The following is a 19,625-nucleotide window of genomic DNA, read 5'->3' as shown; positions in this document are numbered from 1 at the left end:
CCTGGAAAAAAGGAGCGACCGTGGCCGATTGACTCCTTTTTCGCCAGTCATGATTTCTAAGAATAAGGTCCAAGCTGCTGACGGGAAAAGGCGTAGGGAGACTTCTCGTCTTTCAGCCACATGTTGCCTTTGACGATCAAAATGTACACAGCGACGGCAAAGTACAGCGTTCCGAAGATCCAGTCCAGTACCGTAGCCATGTTGTTGGCGACGATGTGCTGGATGTACCAGCCGCCGATCGGAATATGGAAGACGATGACGGCGAACAAGCCCGGATTGTACAAGGTGCCCGCCTTCCGATTCGCAAAAATGCCGTGCCAGACAAACTGGAAAAATCCCATGAAAATCGGCCCGAGCGCCAGCCATACGACGGTGGGGAAAAAGACAGGAACGAGATAAAAAAGATAGGCGATGACGAGGTTGATCACCATGGCCGACTGTCGATTCAGCGGATAGCGCTCCGGATGCTTGCTTGGAAAAATCAGTCCGTTGAACAGTCCGGGAAAATAGCCAGGCCAACGATATTCTTCAAACTGGTGCACGAGGATCGCGATGAAGCTCAACCAAAGAATTTGCTCAATCTCCGGGATGTCCGCCCACCCCGCCAGCAAATAAACTCCCACGATTGCTGCGGCGAGTAGTCCGAGATCTTGCCAATACGAGCGCAGAAAGTTCATACTCTTTCACTCCTATTTTGCATTTTCATGAAAATAGCGTGCAAACAACAAGTCCATTTGCTGTTCGACGGAGCCGACCTCGATGCCAGCGCCTGTCGACAGCGTCGATTTCAGCAGAGCCGGAAGGAAAATCGCTCCAAACAATTGCATGATCATCATTTGCAAAAGCTCCTGATCGGCTTCCCCGGTCAGTTCCTGGAGCACAGAGCGCACCTTGACGAACCCGATGCTGCGCAAAAACTGTCCGTATTGGTATTGCGAGGTAAAAACGGCCCCGCCGATGGCGAAAATCCGCGCAACCAGCTCGGGGTATTGCGAAATGACAGAGACGTAGCTGGTCAAAAATTGTCTGAGCCGCGCTTTTGGGGCGACTGTCAAATCGTCGAGCACATCAAAGGTGTCTTGAAAGCTGCCGAGAAAACTGCTGAGAGCTTCGTTGATCAGGCGATCCTTGGACCCGAAATAATAGTTGACCAGTGCGACATTCGTTCCCGAATCTGCTGCGATTTTGCGCACCGTGACGCTCTCGAATCCTTCCGACTTGATCAACTCCAGGGTAGTCTGCAAAATTTTTGCTTTCGTGTCACTGTTTTTATCCATTTTTGGCCGGACAACCTCCTTCTGGTGGGGAAGTTCAGAACAACGTCTTAAACGATGTTTTAAACATTGTTTAATTGAAGGATAGCAGCTTTTCTTTTATTTGGCAACAAGTCTTTTGGCCGGGATAAAAAAGCCAAGAAGGGACTGACTGGTGCAAACATGCCCTGCCTGTTTGTTGGCACAACACTCCTCTTTCTCGCGTATACCTAATAGGCAATGGGAAAGAGGTGACCACATATGAGCGGATGGCTCGCACTCCTGCTCGTTTCCCTGGCCATCAGCATGGACAGTGTCAGCGTAGGATTGACGTATGGCTTGCGCAACATGAAAATGCCCTTTTTGTCGCTGGTCGTCATTTCAGGATGTTCCTTTGCCGTTGTGTATGGTGTCATGCTTGTAGGGTCTTCCCTGACCAATTGGCTGACGCCTGAGATTGGCAAACATATTGGTGCGGCAGTGCTAATCCTGATGGGGTTGTTTACTCTTTGGCGACTTTTCTTTTCCAGGCAAGAAGGGGAGAAGGGACCAGAGCAAGCCCAGCCATGTTTGCTGACAGCTCAGGCCGGGGGATCGACAGCTGCGGGTGAAGTGTCCGTTGTACCACAAGCGGCAAATCAGGTAGAACTGGATCGCACAGTCTTGACCCAATTTCGGATTTTCGGCGTGATGATTCAAATTTTGAAAGACCCCTCCAAAGCAGATGCGGACCGTTCGGGGCACATCATGGGCTGGGAGGCGGTCATGCTTGGGCTGGCGCTCTCGCTGGATGCATTTGGCGCGGGAATCAGTCTTACGTTTTTAGGATACTCTCCACTCGTCGTCGCGCTCTGTATCGCCATCATGAGCGGACTGCTGCTTGTCGTCGGGCTGGCGATGGGACGACGCGCAGGAAAAGCCAGATGGCTTACACGACTGACATGGCTTCCGCCGATTTTGCTCATTTGCATCGGGTTGGTCAAAAGCTTGAAATAATATCTCTCCACATGAAGACCCGTCCACGGAAAAGGACGGGTTGTTTTATTTTCTGGCTCGTCTGCATACACATGAGAAGGAGTGAGAAGTGGATGGAGGAGATGTAGGTGGATACACAGCCAATTCGAAAATGGTACACGCTGGCGGCGGCCGACGTGACCGAAGCCCTTCATAGCGATGCGGCGCAGGGATTGACTCAGCAGGAGGCAGAGCGGAGACTGGCCAAGCAAGGTGCCAACCAGTTGGCTGAAAACAAACGCAAGCCTCTCTACTCGGTCTTTCTCGACCAGTTCAAAGATTTTATGGTACTCATCCTGTTCATCGCCACGCTGATTTCTTACTTCCTCGGAGAGTATCTGGATGCGATTACGATTATCGCGATCATCATCATTAACGGAATACTCGGGTTCATTCAGGAGGCAAAGGCGGAGCGGTCCCTGCAAGCTCTCAAGGAGCTGGCATCCCCGATGGCGCGCGTCATCCGGGAGGGGCACATTTCCATGATTCCTGCTTCTCGCCTGGTGCCGGGCGATCTGGTTCAGCTTGAAGCGGGCGATCGGGTTCCAGCCGATTTGCGACTGCTTACTGCCAATCGGCTGGAGGTAGAAGAGTCGGCGCTGACGGGTGAATCTGTCCCTGTAGGAAAAAACGTGAAAACGCTCGATACGGCGCAAGCTTCCACCGTGCCGCTGGGAGATCAGAAAAATCTCGCTTTCATGGGCACGATGGTGACAGGAGGGACCGGGAGCGGAATCGTCGTGGCAACCGGGATGACCACTGAAATCGGGAAAATCGCCCACTTGATGAATACCGCCGAAGAAGCGGAGACGCCGCTGCAAGTGCGTTTGGAGCAAATGGGCAAAATTCTCGTGGTTGTCGCCCTGCTCTTGACGATAGTCGTCATCGTAGCTGGTGTGTGGCACGGACACGAACTGTTCACGATGTTTCTCGCAGGGGTGAGTCTTGCGGTAGCAGCCATCCCGGAAGGCTTGCCGGCGATTGTGACGGTGGCGCTGGCGCTCGGCGTACAGCGAATGATCAGACGCAACGCCATCGTGCGCAAGCTGCCATCGGTAGAGACGCTTGGCTGCGCTTCCGTCATCTGCTCAGACAAGACAGGCACGCTGACCCAGAACAAAATGACCGTTACCCATGTCTGGCACAGCGATGCTACGTACGAAGTGAGCGGAAGCGGCTATGTGCCGGAAGGAGCTTTTCATCATCAGGGCAAAATGGTGTCTCCTGCCCGCGATGGAGCGCTCACGCAAATCATCCGTATCGCCGAGCGGTGCAACAATGCCCAACTGATTTGTGAAGAGCAGAGCACACGCAGCTTGCTTGGGATGGGCAAAGCGACGCGGCATTGGCAAGTAGTGGGCGACCCGACAGAGGGAGCGCTGAAGGTGCTCGCTGCCAAAGCAAACGGAAATGCCGCAGAGCGCAGCACCCAGAAAAGCCAGTCGATGCGCGTCGAGGAGCTGCCGTTTGACTCCGATCGCAAAATGATGTCTGTGGTGGAAAAAGGCGCAGACGGAGCGCACTCGCTGCTGACCAAAGGCGCTGCCGAGGCTGTGCTGGCGAGATCCACGCACATTTTGTGGGGAGGCGAGCTACAGCCGCTTACAGCCTCGCTTCGCCACCGGGTATTGGAGCAGACAGAGGTGATGGCGGGCAAAGCACTGCGGGTTCTCGGCTTTGCCTACAAAACGTTGCAAGGCTACCGTCCCGGACAACCGATCGCGGCGATTGAAAACAATCTCGTTTTCGTCGGGCTTGTCGGGATGATCGATCCGCCGCGGGAAGAGGTTCGCTCTGCGATCAATCTGTGCCACCAGGCGGGCATCAAGACGGTCATGATTACGGGCGACCACAAGGTGACGGCCGAAGCGATCGCTCGCCAGATCGGGCTGATGCGCGGCTATGGCGAGGTGCTGGAAGGCCGGGAGCTGGATGCGATGTCTGATGCTGTCCTCGCGGATCACGCCGAACGGGTGACGGTGTACGCGCGGGTTTCTCCCGAACACAAGCTGCGCATCGTACGCGCCCTGCAAAGCAAAGGGCATGTGGTGGCGATGACGGGTGACGGCGTGAACGATGCTCCAGCGATCAAGACATCTGACATCGGGATCGCCATGGGCATTACCGGAACAGACGTGACAAAAGAAGCGGCAGACCTGGTGCTGCGCGACGACAACTTCGCGACGATTGTGGCCGCGGTCGAGGAAGGGCGCAACATCTACGACAACATCCGCAAGTTCATCCGCTATTTGCTCGCTTCCAACGTGGGCGAGATTCTCGTCATGTTTTTTGCCATGCTGCTCGGCTTGCCGTTGCCGCTGGTGCCGATTCAGATTTTGTGGGTCAATCTGGTCACGGACGGGTTGCCGGCTATGGCTCTCGGAGTCGATCAGGCAGAGGCAGACACGATGTACCAGCACCCGCGCAACAAGGCGGAAAACATTTTCGGCAGAGGCTTGGGCTGGAAAATCATCAGCCGCGGCTTTTTGATCGGCGCCATGACGCTGCTCGCTTTCTGGCTGACGCTGCGCGAGAATCCAAACGATCTGGTCCACGCCCAGACGGTCGCTTTCGTCACTTTGGTGATGGCGCAGCTGATCCACGTTTTCGACTGCCGCAGCCAGTACAGCGTGTTTCATCGCAATGTGTTTGAAAACAAATACCTCGTCTGGGCAGTCATCTCGTCGTTGGTACTGGTGCTCGGTGTCGTCTACATCGACACGCTTCAGCCCATCTTCAAGACGACAGACTTGTCCATCCGCGATTGGGCGCTGATTCTCGTCACATCCGGCGTACCTACTTTTGTGGCAGGCATCGGCGGCGTGCTCGCAAGCGGCCGACCGCGTCGCGGCAAGCAAAAGCGTTCTTCCATGCGTACGGTACGTCCTGATTGAGCATTGATATAGTTTCGTACGGCGAAACGAGGGAGTGGAAGAAAGCGTGCGTTTTCGAAAAGGAGGCTGGAAAAGGCGCGGCAGAAAAATTTTCGCTACGTTTTTGGTGATCATCGTCGGATTGGCGATCTTGTTCGTGGTCGTGGAAAGAAGGGTGGAGCCAACCTTGATCCTGATTGCGCAAGCCAAAGCCGATCAGGTGGCAAAGCTGGCGATTACGGATGCAGTCACGAAGCGGTTGACACAGCAAGGAGTCGATTTTAACGAAATCGTGATGATGGAAAAGGACGAGGCAGGCAGTATCAAGGCGGTCAATTTCAATTTCCGCGAATACTCCCGAATCGTGGGGGAGACGACGGCCCGCATCCAGAATCGCTTGAAAGAGTTCGAGCAAGAGAACGTCCAGACGACGATTCCGCTCGGGCTGGCTACCAAGAACGTTTTTCTGGAGCACTTGGGTCCGGACATCCCCGTTTCGTTTGTCCCGATTGGCGCGGTAAAAACCCGGCTGGAAACAGGATTGAAGCAGGCAGGCATCAACATGGTGCTCGTCACGGTCTACATTTACGTAGAAGTGGATTTGCGTGTCGTCATTCCGTTTGCCACCAAACAGCAGACCGTGACGACGCAGATTCCGATCAGCGAAGCGCTCATTGTCGGCAAGGTGCCGAGTTATTTGTACAACAATCCTTCCGGGAAGCCGGATGTGCCGATGCCGAAAAATACGCAAATCATCAGTCAGCCATAACCGTTTATAGGAAGGGGGCAGCGACGAAGCTGCCTTCTTTTTTTCTATCCATAAAAATTTGTTGAAACGTTTGCGAAATGGCTCCGTCCAATGAATAGAAACACAACACAAGAGAAAAAACAAACATTGGAGGAATACAACATGAAAACAATTCGTACAGGAATGATGACTCTGGCGGCACTCGCCGTATTGGGCACGAATATCGTATCGGCTACCTCCGAACCAGTTAAAGAACTGTCGGTGAATGTAAACGGAAGCGCGATTACGCAAGCAGCGATTTTTGATAAAGGTCAACAAACGGTATTGGTTCCGCTTCGCCCGGTGGCTGAATCCCTCGGCTTCAAAGTAAGCTGGAACGACAATCTGAAAGCGGCAGAAGTGCAAAAAGGCGCCATCTCTAGCTACGCAAAAGCGGGCGAAGATCGCTACCCATACGCGAAAATGTACAAAACGCTCGGAGCGGAGCCGCGCGTGCTGAACGGCAGCACGTATGTGCCAGTCGCGTTTGTGGATGAAATCCTGCAAGCCGAAGTAAATGTGACAGACAGTGCGGTGACCGTTGTGGACGAAGAAGCAGAAAAAGCGCCAGTGCGTACAGGTACGATTTCTACCATCAACAAATCGGAAAAAGGAAATATCTCTATTGCGCTGGACGGATATGAGACAGGCATCATCCTGCACATCAGCGAAGAGACCAAAATCACCGACGCTGCGGGCAAAGTATTGAAGCCAGAAGACTTGAAGCTGGGCATGGAAGTGGAAGCGACTCACCACAAATACATGGCGATGAGCATGCCGCCACAAACAGGTGCGCTGACCATCGTGGTGAAGAAAAGCTTGGAATCTGCGGAAGTAATGGGAACAGCAGGCAAAGTAGCGAGCATTGCGCCTGACCAGCAAGGCACGTACAAAATGGTGGTAGAAGGACACGGCTTGACCACTACTTCTCCAGAAAAAGTGGCGCTGATCATCAACGACAAAACCGTAATCGTAAGCGCCAAGGACAACAAAGCGCTCAAGCCGGAAGAATTGAAGGCAGACATGAACGTAATCGCGTTCTACGGTCCTAAACTGACGCGCAGCTTGCCGCCAATCGGTGTAGCCGAAAAAATCGTAGTAGAGTAAGAGAGAATCCGGGATGGCAGCTGCTGTCCCGGTTTTTTGACGCATGTCGCTGACGACCTACGGCATGCAGGTGAATCGGTCAAGGGTCTCAAGGTCTATTCCAGTGTCATATTTTGTCAATGCCGACTTTGCGCGGAACGGGGCAGGTTAAGGGAATTCCCTGATACACAACTGGTCATGTAAACTCTACAATAGCATGTAGATGATTGTCTCAAAGGAGGAGCGCATGAGTACGTGGAAAGAAGATCTGGGAACATCCAATGAAGCTTTTTCCCTGATGCAGTCCATCTTTGCCAACGTCAGTGACGCCATCCTGGTGATCGACCATGAGGGACGGATTGTCAAGGCCAACGCAGCGCTGGCACAAATGTCAGGCTGGACAGAAGAAGAGCTGGTCCGGGAAAAGCACATTTGCGAGCTTTGCTTGGGCATGGCAACCTGTACGGAGGAGACGAGTTGCACCGATTGCTTTTTCAAGCGGGTGCAAATGCCGTCTTTTGAAATGCGGCTCCGTACAAAAGACGGACACGAACATCCTGTGGCAGCCAGCTCAGCCCGACTGCCCGACGACTCAAGTGGCAAGCTGGTGATGATCTTGCGTGACATGTCAGCTCAACAGCGTGTGGAAAAAGAGCGTTATCAGCACAAGCTGACTCATTTTGCGATTCAGGCGCAGGAAGAAGAGCGGAAGCGCATTGCTCGCGAGCTGCATGACGGCGTAGGGCAGGCGCTTTACAGCATTTTGGTCGGACTGAACGTGGTCAGGCAGGGAAATCCCGGAGAACAGGTCATGCAGCACGTTACAGAGCTGGTGAACATGACATCCAAGGCGATGGAGGAAGTCAAGCGCATGGCTTTGGAGCTGCGCCCGTCTGCTCTCGATGATCTCGGACTTTTGCCCGCGTTGCGCTCTTTGATGAAACGAGTGGAAAAGACTTTTCACATACAAGTCGAATTGCACGTACAAGGCGAGAAGCGGAGGTATTCGGCCGCGATGGAAACCGCGTTGTACCGGATCGTTCAAGAAGCCATGACCAACACCGCCAAGTACGCGCAGGCAAGCCAGCTGGCGATCATGTTCGAAAATCGGGAAAAAGAAGTCGTCGTGACCATCGTGGACGACGGCATCGGTTTTGAAGTGGAGAAGACGTTGAGTGTCGGCAAAGGACTTGGCGTGTTCGGGATGAAGGAACGGGCGCAACTGCTTGGCGGTACCGTCGATATTCGTTCGGCACCGCAAGAAGGAACGACAGTCATTGTCCGCGTTCCGTTGCCAAAGGAGGGGATTTTGGATGACCATTCGCGTGCTGATCGCTGACGATCACGCGATTGTACGGTCCGGGCTGGGAATGCTGATCAATGCCCAGGAGGACATGGATGTTGTCGGCTATGCAGCTGACGGCAAGGAAGCTTGCGAAAAAGCGCTGGAAATCCGCCCGAACGTGGTGTTGATGGATTTGAGCATGCCGCCAGGGGAGAACGGCTTGACGGCAACAGCGAGATTGAAGGAAGCAGCACCGGACATACAGGTACTCGTTTTGACGATGCACGACGACGAGGAGTATTTGTTTCGTGTCCTGCAGGCTGGAGCTGCCGGATATATTTTGAAAAGCGCCCCTGACCTCGATCTGATCGCTGCCATTCGTTCCGTCAACAGCGGCATGGCTTATTTGTATCCATCGGCCACGAAATCGCTGATTGAGGAATTTTTGCAGATGGTCAAAAACGGCGAGGAACAGGCGAAGTACGAGATTTTGACCGAGCGCGAAAAAGAAGTGCTCGTGCTGATCGCCAAAGGTTTCAGCAACAAAGAAATCGCGGAGCAGCTCACCGTTTCCGTGAAGACGGTCGAGTCGCACAAGGCGCATATCATGGAAAAGCTGCACTTGCGCACGCGGCCTGATCTGGTGCGGTATGCGATCAAAAAAGGCTGGCTCGACTTTGAGTAAACCAGACCGAATGCTTTCATCACGTCCTTGCATCTGTTTGAGGGCGTGTTTTTTATTCCGAAGATTTTGGACAGGAATGGAATATTATGTAACCATGTGCCCGTTCGTCTCGTCATTACTTATGTGTAAAAATAATCCAGTTACTTTGGAGGCGCGAGATGAAAAGAATCAATCAGTCGGTCATGACGATTGTGGCGGCATGCTTGCTGGCTGCAACGCCAATGTGGACGGAAACTTCGCGGGCAGAAGCAGCCAATATAGCAAAAGAACAACAGGCGAAAAAGAGTGAAATTTCAAAAGAAGTGCAAAGCTCGTTGGACAAGCTGTTCGAGCAGATGCCGGAATTAAAGACACTTCGCCTGGAAGAGAAGTTTTTGAAAGAAAACAACTTCCGCGACTACCCGAATCCGGTCTGGAACGTGATGCTGACAAACAGGCCAGAGACAGGGGCAGAAAAAAATCGCACCGAATATGCGACTGCCTCGATTGAACTGGATGCGCAGACAGGGCGACTGCTTTTCCTGGATATTCGCAATCCGGACTGGGCGTCAGCCAATTATCCGGACGAAAAGCTGGCACGCGAAAAAGCGGACGAATTTCTGCACAAATGGCTCGGAAAAGAAACCAGTTCTATGAAACAGTCGCAGGCAATGGGCAGAGGGAAGGCCGGAAGGGGGAGCGGAGAAACAGGCAAAATGATCGAGTGGGCGAGGTCGAGCGTCTATTACCAAACCCTGATCAATGAGATTCCGCTGAACGACTACTCTCTCGTTGTATCTGTTGACCATGCCGGACATATTGTTCGCTACGACGCTTACCGCCAAATTCAGCCTGACGAGGCCAAGTGGCCCGCCCCAGAAAAAGCGATCTTGCCGGAAAAAGCGAAGCAGCTGTATCAGGAGCAGTTGAAAATGCAGCTGGAGTACGTTGCTGAACAACCGACAGCGTATGCCGGGCCGGGAAGACCGTCCGAGAAAAAGCCGATGCTGATTTATCAGGCTAACGAGCCATTCGGAATTGACGCCGTGACAGGCAAGGTAGTGGGAGAGGACAAAATACCGGAGCAACAAAGCGTGCGAGTGAAAGGCGGAGGGAAGTCTGTCAAAATCGCATCCAAAGCAGAGGGCGAGCAATGGCTGAAGGAGCAGTTTGGCATTGATGTCGCAGGTGCTGACTTTGAATACGATGATCATAAGGAAAACTTGACGGATGGACTTCAGCAAATCGAATCGTATCATTGGTTGAACTTTTCCGGCAAGAGTGCCTCGTCCTTTGACAGCATTTCGATTACGACTGACGCTGTGAGTGACCGCCTGATCGGTTTCAATCTGCATTTGCCGGACGGGCGGAAACAGGGGGAGACAATCAGCATTGAGGAAGCAAAGAAAAAGGCGATTGCAGCATTGGAACCGTATGTTGATCCATCGCTTGCCGAGCTGACGCTTTTCGTGCGAACGGATGAAGCGGAAATCCCCGATTGGGTAGACAAGAGCAAGCTGCACAAACAGGACGAACCTCAGGAGTATTCGTTCCACTTCCAGGGCAAACGCGACGGGATTCCTGTGTCAGACGAATTTTATGGAGTGGAGATAAACAAGGAGACGGGGGCGATCGCAGGGCTGAACCTTCATCCGATCCAGCCGGGCATCGTTTTGCCAGACGCGGGCAAGATCGTGAGCGAGCAAGAAGCCAAAGAAGCGTATCAGCAGGAAGTAGAGCTGGAACTGAACTATTACTGGGACCAATACGAAGGACAGCGGGCGCCTGAACCGCAGTTGATCTACCAGACAAAAGAGAAGAACAGCTACCGCTTTATTGACGCCACTACGGGAAAAATCATTACAGTCAAATATCGCTAAACGTGCCCCAAAGCCGATTGCTCTTGCAGCATTCGGCTTTTTTGTCGAAAATGTGGCGGATATTATGTCGGAATTGTGTCGTGAATGAGTCAGAATGGGGATTTTCCCGGACCATTTTAGGGGATTTCCCCGAATTACTTCCAACTGGTCCCAAGGGTAGAATGAAGGCGTGATAGATGTGATGCGCCTGCGCGGCACACAGAAAGGAGAAAAGTGCGATGGAGACGCAAATCGACAAATTGGAGCAAAACAAAAAGTCAAAAGAAAAAAAGACACAACCAGAGAAAGAAGAGCTCAAAGGAACGTTTGCTGCTGTGCTAATTGTGGGAGGCATCATTCTCGTTGGCTGGCTAGGTGTATTCGGGCTTTTCCTGGAACGGGCGTAATAGAGGAAGAGAAGGAGGATACGTATGCATTTGCACCGTTATGAAAAAATATGGCTGATGCTTGGTGCAGGCGGATTGGCGCTGTTTATCGTGTTGTTGTGTGTCAACGCGTTTGCGATGGGGATGGCTCCGCCAAGCAATATGGAAATGATCGATCCGGAAAAAGTGATGGAGACTCCTCCCTTTGATAAACCAGGCTTGAAGCAAGTGGGAGACAAGGAGTACGACGCTTACATGACGGCGTTTGCCTTTGGTTTCTCACCGACAAAGATGGAGGTTCCGGCGGGTTCCACCATCAATTTTCATGTAACAAGTCCGGACGTTGTTCACGGATTCCAGATTCCGGAAACAAACATCAACTTCATGGTTTTGCCAGGGCACATCAGCTCGGCTACCCATACGTTTGACAAGCCAGGTGAATACCTGATCCTTTGCAACGAATACTGTGGCGCAGGCCATCAGGTGATGGCAACCACAATTATTGTGAAATAAAGGTAGGTGAACCTTAATGGTCATCGCAAGAAAATTGGATGAAGCAATTCCTCACACTCCGATACAGCGTTCTGCAGCCACACTGAGTCTGGCTTATGTCTGGGTGGCGTATGCGGCTTTTGGGCTGGCAGCATTGGCAGGTATGCTCCAAGGGATGGTTCGCGGCGGTATTATTGAGCTGCCAAGCTGGACGAACTACTATCAAATTTTAACGGCTCATGGCGTATTGATGGCACTCATTTTTACCACGTTCTTTATCGTCGGCTTTATTTTCTCAGGTGTTGCCCGAACGACAGGCGGCTCCTTGCACGGAGCAGCGCTGAAATTTGGTTGGGCAGGCTGGATTCTCATGGTGACGGGAACGCTGATGGCGGTCGTCACGATCGTGATGAACGAAGCTTCGGTCTTGTACACGTTTTACGCACCGTTAAAAGCTTCTCCATACTTTTACATCGGTTCGGCCCTGCTCGTCGTGGGCAGCTGGCTGGCTGGCTTCGGGGTTTTTGCCAGCTATCGCAAATGGAAAAAAGAAAATCCGGGTAAAATGTCTCCGCTGTTCGTGTTCATGGGAGTTACCACATACGTCATGTGGATTATCGCTACTCTCCCGGTAGCTGTCGAGGTACTGTTCCAACTCATTCCGTGGTCACTCGGACTCGTGCCGACGATCAATATCATGCTCAGCCGTACGCTGTTCTGGTTTTTCGGCCACCCGCTTGTGTACTTCTGGCTGATGCCTGCTTACATGGCTTGGTATGTATGCATCCCGCGAATTATCGGCGGACATGTGTTCAGTGATTCGTTAAGCCGTCTTGCGTTCATCTGTCTGTTGCTGTTCTCGATTCCGGTCGGCTTCCACCACCAGTTGATGGAGCCGGGAATTTCCGCAGGCTGGAAAATGATTCACGTTGTATTGACCTTGATTGTCGTTATTCCTTCGCTGATGACCGCCTTCTCGATGTTCGCTGTCTTCGAGACGACGGGACGCAAAAAAGGCGGAAGCGGCCTGTTCGGCTGGCTCAAAAAATTGCCTTGGACTGACGTTCGCTTCTTCGCTCCATTTGTCGGAATGCTGTTCTTCATTCCTGGGGGAGCGGGCGGAATCATTAACGCAAGTAACCAGATCAACGCGGTTATTCACAATACGATTTGGGTAACGGGACACTTTCACATCACGGTCGGGGCGGCAGTTGCCCTCACGTTCTTCGGAGTCAGCTTCTGGCTGATCCCTGCTTTGACCGGACGCAAACTGACCAAAATAGCCAACCGGATGGGTATGGTGCAGACGGTATTCTGGGCTGTCGGGATGTTTCTGATGTCGCTTGCGATGCATACGATGGGGCTGCAAGGAGCGCCGCGCCGCACAGACTATACGACGTACATGGATCATCCGACCGCTCTCGGCTGGATGGACTACCAACGCGTCATGGCTTTTGGTGGAGGACTGCTGTTTGTGTCGGCGGTTCTGCTGATCCTCATTTTGCTGTACTTGACGTTCTACGCGCCAAAAGGCAATACGGAATATCCGATTGCCGAAACCGAAACGAAGCAAGAAGTTCCCCGCATTTTGGAGCGTTGGCCTGTATGGGTCGGACTGGTTGCATTCCTGATCATTCTGGCCTACGGTTACCCGATTATGGAGCAAATCCAGCATCAGGCGCCAGGCTCGCCTCCGTTCCGAACCTGGTAGTGATACAAAGGCAAAGAGCCGCTTCCCGTGCAGGGGGGCGGCTCTTTTTTGCTTATTTACCAATATCCAAGGGCGGCGAACTCAGTGAAGGCGAGAATCAAATAACCGATCGCCAACAGCCAGAGGGCAAGCAGCCTGAGGTCTTCCTCTTCAAAAGACATCGAACTCCTCCTTTATCTCTTGTTACCCACAAAGTATTCAGGAGGAGGGGCATTGGTTTAGCTTTATGGCTCGTAAATCATTTTGCGCGTCATGCCTCCATCGATGACAAGCTCTGTGCCGGTAATGAAGTCGTTGTCCTTGCTCGTCAAGAAGAGGCAGGCACGGGCGATATCGTCGGGAGTGCCGACCCGTCCCGCCGGGTGCTGCGCATGATCCTGCGGGCGCAGGGCGGAGTAATCGCCATTTTCGATCCAGCCCGGTGATATGGCGTTCACGCGTATTCCGTCAGGTCCAAGCGACACGCCCAAAGCGTGGGTGAGTGCGAGAATGCCCCCTTTGGAAGCGGCGTATGCCTCGGAGTGCGGCTCGGACATATGCGCTCTTGTAGAAGCGAGGTTGACGATGGCGCCGCCGCCGTTGCGACGCATGATTTTGGCTGCTTCCCGCGAAGCGAGAAAGACGCTGCGCAGGTTGGTGTTCAAGATGCGATCCCATGCGTCGACGGCCAAGTCGTAAGGCGATTCCCAGACGGACAGGCCAGCGTTGTTGATCAGCACATCGAGACGCCCCCAGCGGGAGTCGACTGTTTGCATCAGTTGCTCGATCTGCTCGGGCGAGCTTACGTCTGTTTGGACAAATAAAGCCGTTCCGGGAGTATCTCGGGCAGCGTTTATTTTTTCGACAGCGGCTTCGCCTGCTGCGGGATTTTGCTCCGCGATGACGGCGTGAGCGCCGTGAGCTGCGTACATGGAGGCGACAGCCAAACCGATGCCTTGACCGCCGCCAGTGACGATGACAATGTTATCCGTGTATTTCAAACGAAGCGCCTCCAAACAATAGGGGATGAAAAGCGGTAAAGCGTAAGAAAAAATGATTGAATAATGTTTGTAACTATATTAAAGTAAGTTATATACTTCAACAAGGGTATTTCAATACTGAGAGGAGAATGAGTATGAACACAGAATTGAAAATGACCGCTGAACAGGTGATGGAAGCACGCCACAGCGTACGCAAATACGATCCGAATGCAACGATTCCCCAAGGAGAGCTGAATGAAATTTTGCGTCTCGCAGCCAGCGCTCCGTCTTCCTGGAATTTGCAACATTGGCGTTTTCTCGTCGTAACCGACCCGGCGATCAAGGAAAAGCTGCTGCCAATCGCTTACGGTCAGCAGCAGGTTGTGGATGCTTACGCGACCATCATCATCCTGGGCGATTTGGAAGCAAACAAGTCCGCCTATACGATTTATGACGCCGCGCTGGAAAAAGGCTACGTCACCCAGGAAGTACGCGACACCTTGATCGGACAAATCGAAGGGGCTTACAAAAACAACCCTGAGATCGCCCGTGACGAGGCCATCCGCAACTCTTCCTATGCCGCTATGCAGCTCATGCTGGCAGCAAAAGCAAAAGGCTATGACACATGCCCAATGGGCGGATACAACCGCGATGCGCTGATCAAAGAGCTGAACATCCCATCGCGTTATTTGCCGACCTTGATGCTCACCATCGGAACAGCGAGTGTGCAGGCGTACCCAACTGCCCGCTTCGGACTGGATGAACTCGTGATCACGAACAGCTTCTAAATGTTTACTTTAGCGTTCCCAGGCTGCCGGATTTTCCGGCAGTTTTTTTGTGCCTTCTTTTATTTTTCGATACAAGGTGCTGCGGGCGATACCGAGCATTTGCGCGGCCGCTTCCACGTTGGGCGATTTTTGCAGAGCTTCTTCGATCACTTTTTGCTCCAGCTTTTTCAAGGAAAAAGGAGAAGCGGACGGGAGGGGAACATCTTCGCGAATATGGCTGGGCAAGTGTTCCGGGCGAATCGGTTCGCCTGCTCTTTTGGCTAACAAAAAAGCCCGTTCCACGACATTGCGCAGCTCGCGTACATTTCCCGGCCACTGGTAGCCTAAGAGAGCATTCCAGGCTGCCTTTTCGATGAGATGTGGCCCGTTGCCGTAAAGGGCACACAAGTCGTGCAGGAATTGCTGGGCGAGCTGCCGGATATCTTCGCTGCGCTCGCGCAGCGGCGGAATGGTGATGGACAGCACGTTCAGACGGTAAAACAAATCGGCCCGGAACGTATCGCCATTCGCCACGGCTTGCAGCAGATTGCGGTTGGTGGCGGCGATGATGCGGACGTTTATGGCTCGTTCCTTTGTATCGCCAAGGCGGACGATCTTTCTCGATTCGATGACGCGAAGCAGGACAGCCTGCAAGTCAAGCGGCATGTCGCCAATTTCGTCGAGAAAAATCGTTCCGTTGTTGGCCGCCTCAAATTTGCCGATCGCCCCGCCCTTTTTTGCTCCTGTAAATGCCCCGTCGACAAACCCGAACAGCTCGCTGGCGATCAAATCCCGCGGCAGCGAGGCAGCGTTTATCGCAAGAAAAGGACCGTGGCGGCGCTCGCTTTCCCGGTGAATCGCTTCGGCCAAAACTTCCTTGCCTGTTCCCGTTTCGCCCAAAATAAGCACATTGGCTTGCGATTCCGCCGCCAGACGAGCGACATTCAGCTCCGCTTGGTAGCCGGGATGGGATGTTCGCACGCGGCCAAAGGAAGCGGCAGGACTGGCAAGCTGAACGGTGGGTGTTGCGCTTGCTTTCGCTTTCAACAAGTAAAAAAGATAAGGCGCTTGCTCGGAGCATGTCACCTCATAGCGGGAAGAGAGATCAGCCCAGTTGTTTTTTGCCACCGTTTGACCAGGGGAGAGCTGCGTCAAAGCAGATGCCTGCTCGCTCATGTAGACGATCAAGCCGTCCGTGGTGGCCACGATAAGCGCTTCGTCGCTGATTCGGCTCCAACCGTTCAAGACCGTTTCAGGCAAAGCGCCAGGAAGCTTCGTATCTGTCAGGAAGGGAGCAGGCGAGATGCTGCGCTTGGAATCCCACACGATCTCGAATTGTCCGTTGGGGAGCGATTTGCCGATTTTGACGGGTCTGGACAGATGGCGATCAGAGGTGTCCAGCGCCATCGGGCCGCATACGGTCGGGAATGTGCGGCCCTTGATCTGCTTCACAATGTCCCGGTGGCTAATGCTTTTTGTGTCCAGCAAGCTTTCCAGGATGAGCTTGGTTCCCAGGTACGTGTTGTACATGACAGAGGAAATCGGGCGCTTTTCCCCGAGAAACCGCTGGAAAGTAGCGATGAACGCTTTGTTGTCCTCGCCAGGCAGCGACTGAAAATAGCTGGCGGAGCTGTAATGACCCGCGCGGTATGGCGTGCCGATTGCAGCCAGTTCCGTCTCTTTTGTGATCGGACTGAAAATGGGAATCTTTTTTCGCGGAGCCGCCATGCGGTGAAAATCCCGGTAAAAGGGCGCGATGCTTTTCCCGACCAGCGTGGAAAAGACGGCATCCGGCTGTTCTTCGGCGATATCGGACAAGACATCGTGAAAATGCTGGTGTCCGAACGGCACGTAATGCTCTTTTACAACCGTGCCATTGCGTTGCGCCAAAAAGGAATGCACCTGCCGATGCGTTTCGCGCGGATAGTAGTAATCAGTGCCGATGCAGTAGACGCGCTTGCCGTAATGGCTGGTCATATAGTCCAGCAGCGTATGAATTTGCTGGTTCGGCAGCTCCCCGGTGTAGATGACGTTTGGGTGGCACTCCTTCCCCTCGTATAACGTCGGATAAACAAGCAGGCAATGGTATGCTTCCAGCACAGGGAGGATGGCTTGGCGGCAGGTCGACGTGTAGCAGCCTACGAAGATGCGGACTCCTTGCCGGGCCAGCTTTTCCGCTGCTTGTGCCCCTTTTCGCGGATCGGAGCCAATATCCGCTATGACAGCTTCGACTTGGCAGGAAGCGCGATTGTATTCCTCGATGGCGAACCTGGCAGCATCGCATTGCCCTTTTTCGGTGAGCGAGGTAGTTCCCGTCAAGGAAAAAAGCAAGCCGATTTGGATGCGCACAATATCCCCTCGTTTCTTGTCTTGATTTGCGAAAACCAGTCTCAAAATGAGAAAGAGCGTGTTTGCCGCGAGTTTTGTATAGAAAAATCAGAAAATTATGTGTGGAAGTCTGTTAATGAAACAGATTCTTCGCGGCAAATGCTTGTCCTGCCTCTGTTTTTGATTGGCATAAGAGTTGCGATAGGAAAAGCGCAAAAGGAAGGAGGGGAATGGCTTTGAAATTGTTCATTCTCGATAGTCTGGAAACAAAAGGCGTGAGGGTGCCCAAGGAGCATCTCGATGAACTGGAGATGAGATGGCAGGGGATCGTCAGTTTGAAGCAAGAGACAGAAGCGGCTTTGCTGGATGATCACGATATCGCATTGCGAAATATCCCGGGGGGTGACCATCTTGAGTAAAGAGTTGATCGGCAAGTCGGCAGAAGAGCTGGCTGGCCTGCTGGAAAAGCGGGATGTCTCCTCGCTGGAACTGACGAGGGCTGTTTTGGATCACGCCGAAGCGTTGAATCCGACGATCAATGCGTATTTGTCCATTACGAGAGAAGCGGCTGAGAAAGCAGCCGCAAAAGCAGATGCGGAGATTGCTTCCGGCGGGTATCGCGGGATGTATCACGGGATTCCAATGGGGATCAAGGACAACTTGTACTTTCAAAATGAAGTGACGACGATGGCATCGAAAATTCATCAGCATTTTGTTCCGGATTACGATGCGACGATTATTGCCAAGCTGCGGGAAGCCGGGGCTGTCTTTACCGGAAAGCTGAACATGCATGAATACGCGTGGGGGATTACGAACAACAATCCGCATTACGGCGCGTGCCGGAACCCGTGGAACCCGGATAAAATCCCAGGCGGTTCAAGCGGCGGCTCGGGGGCAGCAGTGGCAGCGGATATGTGCGTCGCTTCGCTTGGCACGGATACGGCTGGCTCCATTCGCATTCCGTCTTCTGCTTGCGGGATTGTCGGGTTGAAGCCGACGCACGGCAGGGTAAGCAAATACGGCTGCTTTCCGCTCTCCTGGTCGCTTGACCATATCGGCCCGATGACGAAAACAGTGAAGGATGCGGCAGGCTTGCTGGAAATCATTGCAGGCTACGATCCAAACGATCCGACATCTGTAAATGCGCCTGTTGCTACATACACGGCTGAGCTGACTGGCGATGTGAGCAAGCTGGTGATCGGGGTGAACGAGGACTATTTCTTCAAGCAGGTGGATACGGAAGTGGAGCGGCTGGTGAGGAAGGCGATCCAGGCACTCGCAGATCAAGGCGCCAGAGTGGAGGCGGTCGAGATTCCGGCACTTGCCTACGCGGAGTACGCAGAGATGATTACGATTTTGTCAGAGGCCGCTACCATCCATCATCGCAATTTGCTGAAGCGGCCGGACGACTTTGGCAGCGATATCCGCCTGTTGTTTGAGCTGGGAGAGCTTCCGTCTGCGGTCGAATACTTGCAGGCGCAGCAGCTTCGCCGCCAAATCAAGCGCGACTTCCGCAAGGCTTTTGAAAAGGTGAATGTGATCATCGCCCCGACTTTGCCGATTATTGCGCCTAATATCGGAGAGGCGTTCGCTGACTTGAATGGTGAGCAGGTCGACTTGATCAATCAGATCATTCGCTTTACCGGGCCGAGCAATCTCACCGGACTGCCCGCTTTGACGGTTCCGTGTGGGCTGAAGAGCGGAATGCCGGTAGGCTTGCAAATCATTGGGCCAGCTCTGCAAGAAGGGCTGGTGCTGAATGTGGGCTACGCGGTGGAGCAGACGAATCCGTTGCAAGGCAAAAAACCGGAGCTGGTGCGAGTGTAGCGTGTAACTGTAAACACCAAGGAAAAATGGCACAGGGAACGAGCGGAACAGGCAGCGCATGTGCATGTGCCAAGGCAAGCAAGGAAAAAGGCAGCGGCTGTCCCGGACAGGAAAAAGTCATGGGACAGCGCTGCCTTTTTGTATGGTATAAACACGTGTTTTATTAGCGATGCATGTGCCTGGCGATATCGGACAGCTTTTTGCTGCGCAACCTTCGCATTCAAGCAGGCTGCGCTGTTCGGACAGCTTTTGGGAAGCGAGAGTACAATTGCAGGTAGAATCAAAACCGATCGGCGAGGCAAAACCTCCGTGCCGGGTGTGTACGTCGAGGAAG

At 53.1% G+C, this 19,625-nt stretch carries 17 protein-coding genes; 13 read left to right on the top strand and 4 right to left on the bottom strand.

The window, feature by feature from the left end:
- Nucleotides 1–56: 56 nt before the first annotated feature.
- Together IRJ17_RS02115 and IRJ17_RS02110 are read right to left on the bottom strand one after the other, a co-directional pair.
- Nucleotides 57–677, bottom strand: coding sequence for an HXXEE domain-containing protein (locus IRJ17_RS02115; protein WP_242772994.1), 621 nt, complete (start codon nucleotides 675–677; stop codon nucleotides 57–59).
- A gap of 12 nt (nucleotides 678–689) precedes the next feature.
- The gene (locus IRJ17_RS02110) at nucleotides 690–1,277 is read right to left on the bottom strand and encodes a TetR/AcrR family transcriptional regulator (protein ID WP_122966658.1); all 588 of its coding nucleotides are present in this window, start codon (nucleotides 1,275–1,277) and stop codon (nucleotides 690–692) included.
- A gap of 237 nt (nucleotides 1,278–1,514) precedes the next feature.
- On the opposite strand from IRJ17_RS02110, the gene IRJ17_RS02105 reads away from it, so the two are divergent.
- From IRJ17_RS02105 to IRJ17_RS02060, 10 genes are all read left to right on the top strand, one after another.
- Nucleotides 1,515–2,249 (top strand): MntP/YtaF family protein, encoded by a 735-nt coding sequence (locus IRJ17_RS02105; protein ID WP_122966657.1) that lies wholly within the window; start codon nucleotides 1,515–1,517, stop codon nucleotides 2,247–2,249.
- Between the two features lie 107 nt (nucleotides 2,250–2,356).
- A complete protein-coding gene (locus IRJ17_RS02100) occupies nucleotides 2,357–5,161 on the top strand; it encodes a calcium-translocating P-type ATPase, SERCA-type (RefSeq protein ID WP_122966656.1) in 2,805 nt (934 codons plus the stop codon).
- Nucleotides 5,162–5,207: 46 nt separating this feature from the next.
- Entirely contained in the window at nucleotides 5,208–5,909 is a 702-nt protein-coding gene (gene yunB, locus IRJ17_RS02095) for a sporulation protein YunB (protein ID WP_122966655.1), read from the top strand.
- A 141-nt stretch (nucleotides 5,910–6,050) separates the two neighbouring features.
- Nucleotides 6,051–7,034, top strand: a complete 984-nt coding sequence (locus tag IRJ17_RS02090; protein ID WP_122966654.1) for a copper amine oxidase N-terminal domain-containing protein — start codon at nucleotides 6,051–6,053, stop codon at nucleotides 7,032–7,034.
- Nucleotides 7,035–7,260: 226 nt separating this feature from the next.
- Nucleotides 7,261–8,352 carry a PAS domain-containing sensor histidine kinase gene (locus IRJ17_RS02085; RefSeq protein ID WP_122966653.1) on the top strand — a complete coding sequence of 364 codons (1,092 nt, stop codon included), beginning with the start codon at nucleotides 7,261–7,263 and terminating at the stop codon, nucleotides 8,350–8,352.
- On the top strand, nucleotides 8,327–8,983 hold the full coding sequence (locus IRJ17_RS02080) for a response regulator (RefSeq protein ID WP_063229374.1): 657 nt from the start codon (nucleotides 8,327–8,329) through the stop codon (nucleotides 8,981–8,983). The genes IRJ17_RS02085 and IRJ17_RS02080 overlap by 26 nt, the downstream gene beginning before the upstream one ends.
- 158 nt (nucleotides 8,984–9,141) lie before the next feature.
- On the top strand, nucleotides 9,142–10,842 hold the full coding sequence (locus IRJ17_RS02075; RefSeq protein ID WP_242772991.1) for a YcdB/YcdC domain-containing protein: 1,701 nt from the start codon (nucleotides 9,142–9,144) through the stop codon (nucleotides 10,840–10,842).
- Nucleotides 10,843–11,060: 218 nt separating this feature from the next.
- Complete coding sequence (locus IRJ17_RS02070; RefSeq protein WP_122966651.1) at nucleotides 11,061–11,228, top strand: cytochrome c oxidase subunit 2A; 168 nt, start codon at nucleotides 11,061–11,063, stop codon at nucleotides 11,226–11,228.
- A gap of 24 nt (nucleotides 11,229–11,252) precedes the next feature.
- Nucleotides 11,253–11,720, top strand: coding sequence for a cytochrome c oxidase subunit II (locus IRJ17_RS02065; protein WP_063229376.1), 468 nt, complete (start codon nucleotides 11,253–11,255; stop codon nucleotides 11,718–11,720).
- A gap of 16 nt (nucleotides 11,721–11,736) precedes the next feature.
- Nucleotides 11,737–13,410, top strand: coding sequence for a b(o/a)3-type cytochrome-c oxidase subunit 1 (locus tag IRJ17_RS02060; protein WP_122966650.1), 1,674 nt, complete (start codon nucleotides 11,737–11,739; stop codon nucleotides 13,408–13,410).
- A 224-nt stretch (nucleotides 13,411–13,634) separates the two neighbouring features.
- On the opposite strand, the gene IRJ17_RS02055 is transcribed toward IRJ17_RS02060, so the two are convergent.
- Nucleotides 13,635–14,390, bottom strand: coding sequence for a glucose 1-dehydrogenase (locus IRJ17_RS02055; protein ID WP_173599931.1), 756 nt, complete (start codon nucleotides 14,388–14,390; stop codon nucleotides 13,635–13,637).
- 134 nt (nucleotides 14,391–14,524) lie between these two features.
- Between IRJ17_RS02055 and IRJ17_RS02050 the strand changes: the two genes are divergently transcribed.
- Nucleotides 14,525–15,157, top strand: a complete 633-nt coding sequence (locus tag IRJ17_RS02050) for a nitroreductase family protein (RefSeq protein ID WP_173597965.1) — start codon at nucleotides 14,525–14,527, stop codon at nucleotides 15,155–15,157.
- Nucleotides 15,158–15,166: 9 nt separating this feature from the next.
- Here IRJ17_RS02050 and IRJ17_RS02045 read toward each other — a convergent pair whose 3' ends face one another.
- Nucleotides 15,167–17,485, bottom strand: coding sequence for a transporter substrate-binding protein (locus tag IRJ17_RS02045; protein WP_242772988.1), 2,319 nt, complete (start codon nucleotides 17,483–17,485; stop codon nucleotides 15,167–15,169).
- Nucleotides 17,486–17,694: 209 nt separating this feature from the next.
- Between IRJ17_RS02045 and IRJ17_RS02040 the strand changes: the two genes are divergently transcribed.
- Both IRJ17_RS02040 and IRJ17_RS02035 read left to right on the top strand, forming a co-directional pair.
- Nucleotides 17,695–17,883 carry a hypothetical protein gene (locus tag IRJ17_RS02040; RefSeq protein WP_122966645.1) on the top strand — a complete coding sequence of 63 codons (189 nt, stop codon included), beginning with the start codon at nucleotides 17,695–17,697 and terminating at the stop codon, nucleotides 17,881–17,883.
- The gene (locus IRJ17_RS02035) at nucleotides 17,876–19,291 is read left to right on the top strand and encodes an amidase (protein ID WP_242772985.1); all 1,416 of its coding nucleotides are present in this window, start codon (nucleotides 17,876–17,878) and stop codon (nucleotides 19,289–19,291) included. The genes IRJ17_RS02040 and IRJ17_RS02035 overlap by 8 nt, the downstream gene beginning before the upstream one ends.
- Nucleotides 19,292–19,625 lie beyond the last annotated feature (334 nt).

It is taken from the genome of Brevibacillus parabrevis (genome assembly GCF_022701015.1).
GTDB lineage: Bacteria > Bacillota > Bacilli > Brevibacillales > Brevibacillaceae > Brevibacillus > Brevibacillus parabrevis.
Note: the sequence above shows the minus strand (reverse complement) of the source record. Positions and strands in the feature narration are given on the sequence as shown.

Coding starts and splice junctions, on each gene's coding strand:
- IRJ17_RS02115 (WP_242772994.1), bottom strand. CDS start 677: ATGAACTTTCTGCGCTCGTATTGGCAAGATCTCGGACTACTCGCCGCA.
- IRJ17_RS02110 (WP_122966658.1), bottom strand. CDS start 1,277: ATGGATAAAAACAGTGACACGAAAGCAAAAATTTTGCAGACTACCCTG.
- IRJ17_RS02105 (WP_122966657.1), top strand. CDS start 1,515: ATGAGCGGATGGCTCGCACTCCTGCTCGTTTCCCTGGCCATCAGCATG.
- IRJ17_RS02065 (WP_063229376.1), top strand. CDS start 11,253: ATGCATTTGCACCGTTATGAAAAAATATGGCTGATGCTTGGTGCAGGC.
- IRJ17_RS02085 (WP_122966653.1), top strand. CDS start 7,261: ATGAGTACGTGGAAAGAAGATCTGGGAACATCCAATGAAGCTTTTTCC.
- IRJ17_RS02080 (WP_063229374.1), top strand. CDS start 8,327: ATGACCATTCGCGTGCTGATCGCTGACGATCACGCGATTGTACGGTCC.
- IRJ17_RS02070 (WP_122966651.1), top strand. CDS start 11,061: ATGGAGACGCAAATCGACAAATTGGAGCAAAACAAAAAGTCAAAAGAA.
- IRJ17_RS02040 (WP_122966645.1), top strand. CDS start 17,695: ATGGCTTTGAAATTGTTCATTCTCGATAGTCTGGAAACAAAAGGCGTG.
- IRJ17_RS02050 (WP_173597965.1), top strand. CDS start 14,525: ATGAACACAGAATTGAAAATGACCGCTGAACAGGTGATGGAAGCACGC.
- IRJ17_RS02060 (WP_122966650.1), top strand. CDS start 11,737: ATGGTCATCGCAAGAAAATTGGATGAAGCAATTCCTCACACTCCGATA.
- IRJ17_RS02075 (WP_242772991.1), top strand. CDS start 9,142: ATGAAAAGAATCAATCAGTCGGTCATGACGATTGTGGCGGCATGCTTG.
- IRJ17_RS02090 (WP_122966654.1), top strand. CDS start 6,051: ATGAAAACAATTCGTACAGGAATGATGACTCTGGCGGCACTCGCCGTA.